This window comes from Micromonospora sp. NPDC003776, from assembly GCF_053605645.1.
This window is the reverse complement of the sequence record NZ_JBSGJR010000176.1, coordinates 1-11,396: the sequence shown is the minus strand read 5'-3', so window position 1 is coordinate 11,396 and position 11,396 is coordinate 1. Positions and strand designations below refer to the sequence as shown.

The window sequence follows — 11,396 nt, the reverse complement described above, 5'->3', positions numbered from 1 at the left end:
GCCGGTGGCGGCCGGTCCACCGGGTCCGGTTCGTTCGGGAGCGGCTCGGGCAGACGGTCGGCCGACGCCGACGCCGACGGGGTGGGGACGGGCTGATCGCTGGTCTCACTGCTCGGTTCAGCTCCGACCGAGAGTGGGCCCGGCAGCGCCGGCGCTGTCGGGCCGGGCAGCAGGGCGCTCGCGGCCATCGGGAGATAGGTCAGCGAGGCGACGGCGACCAGTACGCCCACGCGTCGGACCCGTCGGCGGCGCGCGCCGGTGACGTCGAGGAAGACCGGCCGGGACGGCGGGGAATGAACGGTTGGCGGAGCGGAGGGCGGGCCGAGGGTCAGCCCATCGAACGACATGCGAAGAGCCACCGGTCGAGGCTATGAGGGGCCTGTGGGCCTTTGTCCGGGTTTGAGAACCGAGGCTCGACGGCGATGTTTCACCATCCGCACATTCCCGAAAAACACCCCAACTGTCATCAAACCCGACATCATCACGTGGGGTGACGGACAGTGGGTAGGCTCCGGGGCCGCCCCCATACCGGGGACGGCCCACAGTGGCCGCTCAGCGTTGCGTTCGGTCGTCGATCTCCGTGTCGGACTCCCCGGGTCGGGCGCCAATCGCCTCCTCGGCCGCCCGTCCGCCGGTGCTCTCGTCACCGAGGGTCAGATCGCTGCGCGGCAGCCCGGACAGCCCGGCCGGGTCCTGGACATCCCCCTGCACACCACGTGCTTCCTGGGCGAGGTCCGGCACCTCCGGCTGCCCCGGTCGGGCGCCGATCGCCTCCTCGGCCGCGCGTCCGCCGGTGCTCTCGTCACCCAGCGTCAGGCTGCTACGGGGCAGCCCCGACAGCCCGGCCGGATCCGTCGTCGGCTGGTCGGGCCAGCCGCTCTCCGCCGCCGGGCCGCCGGCGGACTCCCGCCGTCCGACGCCACGGCCGTGGTACGCGCCCGAGGCATCGCCCGGGTCACCGGGATCGGCCAGGCTGGTGTCGACGGGCCGGCCGGCCGGTTCGGCCCGGCCGGCCCGGCGCAACATGTCGACCAGCTGGTCGTGCGGCATGCGCTCGGTGTCCGGTATGCCGGCACCGCGCGCGATGGACCGCAGGGTGGTCAGGTCCTGGTCTGCGAAGGTCTCGGCCATGCGGTTGCCTTCCCGAGCCCCGGCACAAGGAAACCTGCGCCTCAGGCCCGCGCGCCGCCCAGCCCCAGCAGCACCGCCAGGCCGAGGGCGCTGCGCGGGGCGTACGGCACCCGCCACAGGCCCCCGTGCGCCGCCGCGTACGCCTCGTCCCGCCACGGGTGCGCCTGCGCGGGCCCGCCGCCGGTGCGCAGGTCGTGCACGAGCAGCGCCGCCATCAGGGTGTTGCTGGTGGCCGGTTCGAACACCTCGATGCCGAACCGGTGCGCGCCGGCGTACGCGGCGGCGAGGGCCCGGTTGCGCAGCACCGAGCGGGTCCGGGTCGGTGGGGCCACGGTGAACGACACGGTCGTCCCGGCGTCCCTCGCCACCGCCGCCCGCCACCGCTGCAGCCGCTTGGCCAGGGCGTAGTTCGGTCCCTGCTGCGGGACGAGGCTGTCGTTGATCCCGGGGTCCGCCTCAGGCGGGTAGTTGCGGTGCAGCAGCCGGCCGCCGGAGAGCACCCGCAGTGACCGGCGGGCCAGCCCCCGGGCGGCGTAGCCGCGTTCGGCGTGCGCCACCGCCTCGGCGGGGACGGCGTACACGTCGGTCGGGGTGGCCAGGAAGGCCAGCGCGACGTCCGGGCGATGCCCGGCCAGGTGGACGGTGAGCGCGTCGACCGCGGTGGCGACCCGCACGTTGGTCGCGCCGTCGGCGTACACGTAGTTGCCCAGGACGAGGCGCCCGTCGACGCCGCGCAGCCAGGCGGCGGCCTGGGGGAGCCGGTGCAGCAGGTCGGCGCCCGCCCCGGCGGCCAGGGCCGCGTCGTCGCCCGCCGTGCCGGGGCGTACCGGCAGGTGCAGGCGTCCGCCGTGGCGGTGGGCCGTGCGCAGCACCCGGCGCCAGATGTCCGGCCGGGGCAGGTCCACGGCGACCACCTCGCCGCCCCAGCGCAGCACCGACGGCAGCGGGCCCATCTCCGCCCCGGCGCCGAGCACCACGATCCGCTGGTCGCGCAGGTCCAGCCAGTCGGGGTTGGCCAGCACCGCGCGGACCGCCTCGGCGCAGCTCGGCTCGATGACCCCGGCGTCCACCCAGGCGTCCAGGCGGCGGCGCAGGTCGTCACCGCGCAGCCGCTGCCCCCGGTACGGCACCGACAGCTCCCGGTCCACCTCGCCGGCCCCGACGACGGTCGCGGTCTCCAACGGCTGCGGGTCGGCCAGGTCGCACACCCGGTCGAGGTCGATCTCCGTCCCGTCCCCGGGCAGGTAGCGCATCCGGGAGTGCAGGGAGTCCAGCCCGTCGCGGGCGACGGTCAGCGCCGCGTCGCGGGAGAGCAGACCGGCCTCGACCAGCCGGCGGAAATGACCCAGGTAGCCGTGTCGCCAGTTCGTCTCGTGCTCGGCGGCGCGGGCGCCGACCGGGTCGACCGCGCGCAGCGCGTCGGCCACCACCGCCCGTCCCAGCGCCGTGGTGCTGCGCGTACCGCCGGTCTGGCGGTGTCAACTGCTGCCCGAGGGAGTGTTGTTTAGGCGTCAAAGACGCGTTCTAGTGCGGTGTTTGGGCGAGGGGCCGCGGGAGTGTCGTACCCATCGCCAACACTGATCCCGAGGAGGTGAGTCGGGGTGGGTGTGCGCAGTATGCAGGCGTATCGTTTCGCGCTCGATCTGACCCCGGCTCAGGAGCGGTCGGTGCTGGCGCATGCTGGTGCGGCGAGGGTGGCGTACAACTGGGGTCTGGCCAGGGTGAAGGCGGTCATGGGCCAGCGGGCCGCGGAACGTTCCTACGGCACGCCTGAGGAGCTGCTGATTCCGGCCCTCGGGTGGAATCTCGCCGCGTTGCGCAAGGCGTGGAACCAAACGAAGCCGGAGGTGGCGCCGTGGTGGGCTGAGTGCTCGAAGGAGGCGTTCAACACCGGCCTGGACAACCTGGCCCGCGGGTTGAAGAACTGGTCGGACTCCCGGGCGGGCAAGCGGGCCGGTCGGCGGGTGGGATTTCCGCGGTTCAAGTCCCGCCGCCGCAGCACCCCTAGCGTCCGGTTCACCACCGGGGCGATCCGGGTGGAGCCGGACCGTAAGCATGTGGTGCTGCCCCGGCTGGGCCGGTTGAAGACCCACGAGTCGACCCGTAAGCTCGCCCGCCGCTTGGAGGCGGGCACGGCCCGGATCCTGTCGGCGACGGTGCGCCGTGACGGTGGGCGGTGGCAGGTCGCGTTCTGCGTCGAGGTGGAGCGGGTCGAGCGCATCCCGAGGCGGCCGCGGGCGGTGGTTGGTGTCGATGTGGGGATCAGCCATCTGGCGGTGTTGTCCACCGGTGAGATGGTGCCCAATCCGAGGCATCTGGAGGAGGCGGCGCGGCGGATGCGGCGGCTGTCGCGGCGGATGTCCCGCCGTGTCGGGCCGGACCGGCGTACCGGTCGGCGGCCCTCGAATCGGTGGGAACGCGCCCGCGAGCAGGTCACTCGCGCGCATGCGCGGGTAGCGAACTTGCGCCGTGACGGCCTGCACAAGCTCACCACCGGGCTGGCCCGCGAGTACGGCACGATCGTGGTCGAAGACCTCCACGTGGCCGGCATGCTGGCCAACCGGCGGCTGGCCCGACACATCGCGGATGCCGGCTTCGCCGAGATCCGCCGACAGGTGGGCTACAAGGCCTCATGGAACGGTGGCCGGCGGATCGTCGCCGACCGCTGGTATCCCTCCAGCAAAACCTGTTCCGACTGCGGCGTAGTGAAAGCCAAACTGCCGCTGCGTGTCCGAACCTACCTCTGCGACTCCTGCGGCTTGGTCCTCGATCGGGACCTCAACGCCGCCCGTAACCTCGCCGCCCTCGCGCATGAGGCCACCATCACCACCGCCGGGAGTGGCCCGGTGGCAGGACGTGGAGCCGACCATAAGACCCGCCCCGGCGGGCCGGTGGCCATGAAACGTCAACCCGGCCCCGCTCAGGCGGACAAGACCGGGACCATCCCACCGCAAGGCGGGACATGCCGATCAGTCGCTACAGCGCACTGACAGGTAACGGCGAACTGGAAACCGGCCGGGGCCCGGCGGCGGCGGGTTCCGGCTGTGCGCGACGCTGCCGCTGCAGGCACGTGAGATCACCCCGGTACCGAGATGACCGTACGGGTGGTGCTGGTCGACGATCAGACGCTGGTGCGTACCGGGTTCCGGCTGGTGCTGGAGGAGACCGGCGACATCGAGGTGGTGGGGGAGGCCGCCGACGGGTCGCAGGCCCTGGACGTGGTGGCCCGCACCCGGCCGGACGTGGTCCTGATGGACGTGCGGATGCCGGGTCTGGACGGCAGCGAGGCCACCCGGCGTATCCGCTTCGGCCCCCACCCCGCGCGGGTGATCATCCTGACCGCCTTCCACTTGGACGAGTACGTGCTGGCCGGGCTTCGCGCCGGCGCGAGTGGCTTCCTGCTCAAGGACGCGCTCGCCGCCGACCTGATCTCCGCCGTGCGGGTGGTGGCCGGCGGCGAGGCGGTGGCCGCGCCCAGCGTCACCCGTCGCCTCTTCGCCCACTACCTCGGCAGGACCCCGCCGCGGCCAGAGACGAACGGCCGGCTGGCGGCGCTGACCGAGCGTGAGCGCGAGGTGTTGAACCCTGGTCGCGCGAGGGTTGTCGAACGCGGAGATCGCGGCGGCGCTGTTCGTCTCCGAGAGCACGGTCAAGACGTACCTCGGCCGGATCCTGGCGAAGCTGGGCTGCGGGACCGGGTGCACCCGTCACTGGTGGTGTGGCCTGGTGAGCCGGATGGCGAGGAACCGCGCCAGCGGCAGGCAGACCAGTACCAGCAGGCCGGCGGTCGGCGAGGCGAGGGCGGCCAGGATCGCGACGGCAAAGATCACGGACAGGGCGACGGGGGGCAGCAGCGCCCGGGATGTTCCCGGACTCGACGGTGCGCGAAGGTCCGGGCGGCGGACGACCCACCAGGCCTGGACGAGCGCGAGGAGGCTGATGACCAGCATGTTGCCGAGATAGAGGACCGCGGAGTCGGTACGCAGGCGCGTCTCGACGAACAGTCGTGCGGTGGGAAACGGCAGGAAGACCACCGCCAGCAGCCACAATATGGTGAGACTGAGCAGGGGCTCGTCGTAGTCGACGAGCTGTTCGTAGAGGCTCCGGTGGGTTCGCCAGAACAACGCGATGACCAGGAATGACACCGCGAAGGAGAGGACATCCCCGAGGTGCTCGGCGAACAGTTGCGCCACCGACTGCCGGGCGGTGCTCTGGTCGGCGAAGTCGACCAGCGGCAGCACCAGCAGGGTCAGGGCGATCGCCACGCCCGCGTCGGTGAACGCGGTGATCCGTTGCAGCGTGCGGTCCCGGCGTTGGTGGATGTCGGGACGCTGCCGTGGGCCGGCACCGGGGGGCTCCTCGCTCATCCCCTGATTGTGACGAACCGGACACCCATGGTTCCCCGTTTCGGGTCGTGCTCAGAGGTCGGCGGCCAGCCTTTCCCGAGATCGCAGACGTGACAGTGCGCTTGGCGTGACCCGCCGATCAGCCGCAGCTCTCGACGGACCGGCCGATGGGCGGCCGCCGGTCAGCCTGCCGTCCAGGGCCGGATCTTCTCCGGGTTGAGGATCGCCCAGATGCGCGTGATCCGCTCGCCGCTCACCTGGAAGGCGTACACCGCCACGGTGACGCCGTCGCGCTGCGCGACCAGGCCGGGCTGGCCGTTGACCGTGCGCTCCAGCAGCGTGACGGCGCCCAGCCCGTCGGCGAGGCCGGCGAAGAAGCGCGCGATCTGCTCGCCGCCCTCGACGGGGCGCGGCTGCGCGGTGACGAGGCCGCCACCGTCGCCGGTCGCGGTGGCGTCGGGGTCGAGGAGGCCGATGAGCGCGGCGATGTCCCCGGCCTCCCAGGCCCGCTTGAAGTCTCTGACGATGACGGCCTGCCGGGCCGGCGGGAGCGCCGGGGCCTGCGACCCGCCGATGCGGCGGCGGGCCGAGGAGGCCAGCTGACGGCATGCGGCCGGGGTACGGCCGACGACCTCGGCCACTTCGGCGAAGGAGTAGCGGAAGACGTCGTGCAGGATGAACGCGACGCGCTCGGCCGGGGTCATCGACTCGAGCACGACGAGGAAGGCCATGTTGACCGACTCGTCGAGGGTGACCCGGTCGGCCGGGTCCGCCGTGGTGCCGGCCCGCCCGCCGGTCCACTCGGTGGGCTCGGGCAGCGGCTCGGGGATCCACTGGCCGACGTAACGTTCCCGCCGGACCCGCGCTGAGCGCAGCAGGTCGAGGCAGACGCGGCTGGCGACCGTGGTCAGCCACGCGCCGGGGGAGGCGACGGCGTCGCGCTGCTGCTCGGACATCGCGTACCAGCGGGCGTAGGTCTCCTGCACCGCGTCTTCCGCCTCGGCCAGGGAGCCGAGGAGCCGGTACGCGAGATTGATCAGCTGACGTCGCTCGCGCACGATCGCGGCCAGTCCCGGGTCGGGCTCGCCTTGTCCTGACTCGTTGGTCATCGCGCCGCAGGCTCCCTCGTTCGCGTTAATCCTTCACCGGTCCGACGAGACAGCGCACCGGAATGTGAGGCGGACCGCGTCGCCTGACATTCCGGGGAGCTGCGTCGTCGGACAGCTGGACGGACACACCATCCCACCTGACGAGGAAAGAGGACCGATGAGTGACTTCCAGGCCATCGCGGACCGCGTGGAGATCGAGGCGCTGCGCGCGGAGTTCACCGACGCGGTGATGATGCGCGACCGTGCCCGCCTCGCCGCGTTGTTCACCCCGGACGGTGTGCTGCGCATGCCCAACGTTCCCGTCGAGATGGTCGGGCGGGAGGAGATCCGCGTCGGCGGTGAGCGGCTGCAGGCCCAGTGGGACTTCTTCGTGCAGAACACCCACCCCGGCACCATCCAGCTCGACGGCGACACCGCCACCGGCCGCGCGTACATCCAGGAGGTGGCGCGTCTGCGCGACGGCCGCCAGGGGCTGAACTTCGCCATCTACCACGACCGCTACCAGCGCACCGCGGACGGCTGGAAGTTCGCCGAGCGGGTCTACGAGGTCCGGTACGTCGACACCACCCCGCTGGGGGGCTCGGCGCCGTCAGCATCTGCCGCTGAGAGCTGACGGTGGCGTCTCGTGCCCCGGGACCGCGTTCCCGCACGCCGCGCCGATGTCAGGTCCGGCTAATCGGCCCACACGGCTCCCGGGGCCGCGCCCCACCGCGATCCACACCACCTGCGGCCCGCGACCCGGCACAGCATGACCAGTCAGGAGAGAACATGACCACCTCGGTTCCAGCAGCACTGTTCACCGAACCGGCATCCCCGCAGCGCCTCGAGCGGACGGCCGCCGCGCTGACGGCACACGGCTTCACCGTCGAAATCCTCGACGACGCGCCCGCCGCGCGTACCCGCATCACCGACCTGATCCCCGAGGGCGCCACCGTCTTCACCGCCGCCAGCGAGACGCTGCGCCTGTCCGGCATCGAGCAGGACATCAACGCCGGCGGGCGGTACCAGGCCCTCAAGCCGCGCATGCTGGCCATGGATCGGGCCACCAGCGCCGACGACATCCGACGGCTGTCCGCCAGCCCCGACGTCGTCGTGGGCAGCGTCAACGCGGTCACCGAAACCGGCTCACTCCTGGCCGCCTCGGGCAGCGGAAAGCAACTCCCCGCCTACTCCGGCGGCGCCGCCCGCGCCATCTGGATCGTCGGCGCGCAGAAGGTGGTGCCCGACCTGAGCACCGCGTTGCGCCGGATCGAAGAGCACGCCCTGCCGCTGGAGAGCGCCCGCTCACAGGTGGCCTACGGGCAGCCCAGCGCCATCAACCGGCTGCTCATCCTCAACGCCGAACCGTTTCCCGGGCGCGCCACCGTCCTGCTGCTGCGCGAAGCCATCGGCTTATGACATTACGATCGAGCCGCTGCTTGATCACGGATAGCGGCTGAGGAAACGTCCTCCACCGGTGGGCAGGCGCCGCCCACCGGCGGAAAGAAATTCCAGCTCCCGGTCGCGTGGGGAAGGATTTCTTTCACTCGATCGCGTTGGTACTGTGCTGCCGTGCCACCCCCTCCTACCGTCAGCGCCCCACCGGATGACCGCGCGCCGACCACAGAGTCCACCCGCTCCACCGTCGCACGAGGGGAGCCGGCGCGCTTCACCGAACGTGGTCTCGGATGGCTGCTGCTGCTGCCGTCGGTCGTGGTCTTCGCGCTGTTCGTGTTCTGGCCGCTGGGGCGGACCCTGTACCTGTCGGTGCACGGCAACGACCTGTTCGGCGCCCCGTCGGTGTACGTCGGCGCGGAACACTACCGGGAGATGCTGTCGCCGGAGTTCGGCAAGGTGCTGGCCACCACGGGCCTGTTCACGCTGTTCTCCGTGGTCCCGGCGGTCCTGGGCGCGCTGTTCGTGGTGCTGCTGCTGGAGGCCCGCATCCGCGGTGTACGGGTGCTGCGCACCGCGTTCGCCCTGCCGTTCGCGTTCTCCGTGGCGACCGCGTCGGTGGTGTTCGCCGTCATCTACAACCCGGCGATCGGCGTGGCGAACGGCGTGCTCGGAACGTTCGGGATCGACCGGGTCAACTGGCTGACCGACCCGTCGATCGCGCTGCCCGCCGTGGCCGCGGCGACGGTGTGGATGAACCTCGGTTACAACGTCCTCGTGCTCTCCGCCGGCGTGGCGGCGATCTCGCCGGAGGTGGTCGAGGCGGCGCGGCTGGACGGTGCGACCGGCTGGCGGCTGGCGTCCCGGATCACCATTCCGCTGCTGTCCCCACAGCTGTTCTTCCTCGTCGTGGTGTCCACCATCCACGCGTTGCAGAGCTTCGGGCAGATCCACATCCTGACCAAGGGCGGCCCGGACCAGGCCACCACGACGCTGGTCTACTCGATCTACGAGAAGGCGTTCGCGTTCGGGTCCTCCGACTTCGGATCAGCCAGCGCCCAGGCCGTGGTGCTGCTGGTCGTCATGCTCGGCTGCACGGCCATCCAGTTCGGCGTCCTCGAGCGGCGGGTCCACTACCGATGAAAAAGTTCAGCTTCGGGCGGCTCGCCGTCTACGTGGTGCTCGGCCTGGCCGCGATCCCGGTCCTGTTCCCCATCTACTACGGATTCGTCGGCGCCGTGATGGGCCCCGGTGACCTGGCCACCTACCCGCCCGCGCTGGTGCCCCACGAGCTTTACTGGCAGAACATCACCGACGTGTTCCGCTCGGTGCCGCTCGGCCGGTTCTACGTCAACTCCGCCATCCAGGCCGGGGTGATCACGGTGGCGCAGATCGTCACCAGCATCCTGGCCGCGTACGCGTTCGCGTTCCTCCGCCTGCCGGCGAAGGCGGCGACGTTCGGGCTGTTCCTCGCCACCCTCATGGTGCCGTGGGAAGCGATCATCATCCCCAACTACCTGGCCATCTCCGGCTGGGGCCTGGCGCGCGGCGGGCTGACCTACCTGGGTCTCGTGCTGCCGTTCCTCGCCTCGGCGTTCGGCACGTTCCTGCTGCGTCAGGCCTTCCTGCAGTTCCCGACCGAGCTGCGCGACGCCGCGGTGATCGACGGCTGCGGTCACTGGCGCCTGCTGTGGCGGGTCATCGTGCCGCTGTCCAAGCCCTCGATCGCCGCGGTCGGCGTCTACGTGTTCCTCTCGGCGTGGAACCAGTACTTCTGGCCGCTGATCCTGATCCGCGACTCCCAGTACCAGACCCTGCAGATCGGCATCTCCCAGCTCAACGACGCCGAGGTGGCGCAACCCGGTCTCGTCCTCGCCGGCGTCGCGCTGTCCCTGCTGCCCACCCTGGCCGTCGTGCTCTTCGGCCAGCGTTACATCGTCCGCGGCCTCACCGCCGGCGCGCTGCGTTAACTCGTGACAAGGAGAACCTGTGAGACAACCTAGGCTCCGCCGGAGCATGAGCGCATTCGTCGCCCTGGTAGCCGCCGCCGCGCTGACCGCGTGCGGTGGTTCCGGGTCCGGCAGCGACTCCGGCAAGAACGCCCTCGAAGCGCCCGGCGCGGAGGTGCTGGAGAAGGCCACCGACAAGACCACCATCGAGTTCTGGCACGGGATGAAGGGCGCCAACGCCGAGGCGATCGACAAGCTGGTCGCCGACTTCAACGCCCAGAGCGGCGGCAAGGTCGAGGTCAAGGCCATCTACCAGGGCAACTACGACGAGACGATCGCCAAGTACAAGGCATCGGTGCAGCAGAAGAACACCCCCGCGCTGGTGCAGATCTACGACATCGGGTCCCGGTTCATGGTCGACTCCAAGCAGACCGTGCCGATGTACAAGTTCATCGACAAGGACAAGTTCAACGCGGGCGACATCGAACCGAACATCGCCAACTACTACTCCATCGACGGCAAGCTCCAGTCGATGCCGTTCAACACCTCCACCCCGCTGCTGTACTTGAACAAGGAAGCCTTCGTCAAGGCCGGCCTCGACCCGAACAAGCCCCCGCAGAACCTCGACGAGATCGGGGAGATGGCCAAGAAGCTGACCGTCAAGGACGCCAGCGGCAAGACCATCCAGTACGGCTTCGGCGCCGCCATCTACGGCTGGCTGCTGGAGCAGCTCATCGCCACCGACGGCAAGGAATACTGCGACAACGGCAACGGCCGCAAGGGCCTGGCCACCAAGGTGCAGTTCGACCAGGAAACCGGCGTGCGCGTCGCCCAGTGGTGGGCGGACCTGGTCAAGGGCGGCTACGCGACGAACACCGGCCGCAAGACCGACGACGCCCAGGCCGCCTTCAAGGCCGGCACCGTGGCGATGCACCTGGAGTCCACCGGCGCTATGCGCGGCTACGTCGAGGCGGCCAAGGGCAAGTTCACCGTCCTCACCGCCCCGTACCCGAAGGCCAGCAGCACGGCCACGGGCGGGCCGATCATCGGCGGCGCCTCCCTGTGGATCAACGGCGTCGGGCACAGCGACAAGGAGAAGCGGGCCGCCTGGGAGTTCGTGAAGTTCGCCGTCAGCCCCGCCCAGCAGGCCAAGTGGCACACCGGCACCGGATACGTGCCGGTCAACGCCAAGGCCCTGGACGAGCAGATCGACAAGGACTGGGTGGCCCAGTACCCGCAGTTCAAGACCGCCGTGGACCAGCTGCACGCCCTGCCGCCGTCGGTCGCGTCGGCCGGCTGCCTGCTCGGCGTCATGCCGCAGGCCCGCAAGGCGTCCGAGGACGGCCTGGAAGCCGCGATCGTCGGCAGCAAGCCCGCCGACCAGGCCATGAAGGACGCCGCCGCGAGCGTCAAGGCCGCCATCGACAGCTACAACAAGTCGGTCAGCTGACGACTTCGGCGTGCGGGGCGGGGGGGCCGGGGGGGGG

10 protein-coding genes and 2 pseudogenes are annotated in these 11,396 nt (G+C 71.0%); 7 read left to right on the top strand and 5 right to left on the bottom strand.

The genetic code is table 11. From position 1 onward, the window contains the following. The 3 genes and pseudogenes from ACWEVO_RS16555 to ACWEVO_RS16545 form a co-directional block, all read right to left on the bottom strand. Window positions 1-359, bottom strand: a pseudogene (locus tag ACWEVO_RS16555) (hypothetical protein); the annotation flags it as partial. 193 nt (window positions 360-552) lie between these two features. Then, on the bottom strand, window positions 553-1,131 hold the full coding sequence (locus ACWEVO_RS16550; RefSeq protein WP_452308394.1) for a hypothetical protein: 579 nt from the start codon (window positions 1,129-1,131) through the stop codon (window positions 553-555). Window positions 1,132-1,172: 41 nt separating this feature from the next. Beyond that, the gene (locus ACWEVO_RS16545; protein WP_452308393.1) at window positions 1,173-2,561 is read right to left on the bottom strand and encodes a hypothetical protein; all 1,389 of its coding nucleotides are present in this window, start codon (window positions 2,559-2,561) and stop codon (window positions 1,173-1,175) included. 171 nt (window positions 2,562-2,732) lie between these two features. Between ACWEVO_RS16545 and tnpB the strand changes: the two genes are divergently transcribed. Together tnpB and ACWEVO_RS16535 are read left to right on the top strand one after the other, a co-directional pair. Next, a complete protein-coding gene (gene tnpB / locus ACWEVO_RS16540; protein WP_452308392.1) occupies window positions 2,733-4,121 on the top strand; it encodes an IS607 family element RNA-guided endonuclease TnpB in 1,389 nt (462 codons plus the stop codon). Window positions 4,122-4,223: 102 nt separating this feature from the next. Further along, window positions 4,224-4,853 (top strand): annotated as a pseudogene (locus ACWEVO_RS16535) (response regulator); the annotation flags it as partial. Here ACWEVO_RS16535 and ACWEVO_RS16530 read toward each other — a convergent pair. Together ACWEVO_RS16530 and sigJ are read right to left on the bottom strand one after the other, a co-directional pair. Then, entirely contained in the window at window positions 4,839-5,498 is a 660-nt protein-coding gene (locus tag ACWEVO_RS16530) for a TMEM175 family protein (protein ID WP_452308391.1), read from the bottom strand. The pseudogene ACWEVO_RS16535 and the gene ACWEVO_RS16530 overlap by 15 nt on opposite strands. Window positions 5,499-5,659: 161 nt before the next feature. Continuing rightward, window positions 5,660-6,586 (bottom strand): RNA polymerase sigma factor SigJ, encoded by a 927-nt coding sequence (gene sigJ, locus ACWEVO_RS16525; RefSeq protein WP_452308390.1) that lies wholly within the window; start codon window positions 6,584-6,586, stop codon window positions 5,660-5,662. 157 nt (window positions 6,587-6,743) lie between these two features. Here sigJ and ACWEVO_RS16520 point away from each other — a divergent pair, with 157 nt between their 5' ends. The 5 genes from ACWEVO_RS16520 to ACWEVO_RS16500 all read left to right on the top strand — a co-directional run bounded on the left by ACWEVO_RS16520 (window position 6,744) and on the right by ACWEVO_RS16500 (window position 11,359). Then, on the top strand, window positions 6,744-7,199 hold the full coding sequence (locus ACWEVO_RS16520) for a nuclear transport factor 2 family protein (RefSeq protein ID WP_452308389.1): 456 nt from the start codon (window positions 6,744-6,746) through the stop codon (window positions 7,197-7,199). A gap of 155 nt (window positions 7,200-7,354) precedes the next feature. Beyond that, window positions 7,355-7,984 carry an LUD domain-containing protein gene (locus ACWEVO_RS16515; protein ID WP_452308388.1) on the top strand — a complete coding sequence of 210 codons (630 nt, stop codon included), beginning with the start codon at window positions 7,355-7,357 and terminating at the stop codon, window positions 7,982-7,984. A 153-nt stretch (window positions 7,985-8,137) separates the two neighbouring features. After that, complete coding sequence (locus tag ACWEVO_RS16510; RefSeq protein ID WP_452308387.1) at window positions 8,138-9,103, top strand: carbohydrate ABC transporter permease; 966 nt, start codon at window positions 8,138-8,140, stop codon at window positions 9,101-9,103. Beyond that, the gene (locus tag ACWEVO_RS16505; RefSeq protein ID WP_452308386.1) at window positions 9,100-9,930 is read left to right on the top strand and encodes a carbohydrate ABC transporter permease; all 831 of its coding nucleotides are present in this window, start codon (window positions 9,100-9,102) and stop codon (window positions 9,928-9,930) included. The genes ACWEVO_RS16510 and ACWEVO_RS16505 overlap by 4 nt, the downstream gene beginning before the upstream one ends. 46 nt (window positions 9,931-9,976) lie before the next feature. Further along, window positions 9,977-11,359 carry an ABC transporter substrate-binding protein gene (locus ACWEVO_RS16500; protein WP_452308385.1) on the top strand — a complete coding sequence of 461 codons (1,383 nt, stop codon included), beginning with the start codon at window positions 9,977-9,979 and terminating at the stop codon, window positions 11,357-11,359. The last annotated feature ends 37 nt before the right edge of the window (window positions 11,360-11,396 follow it).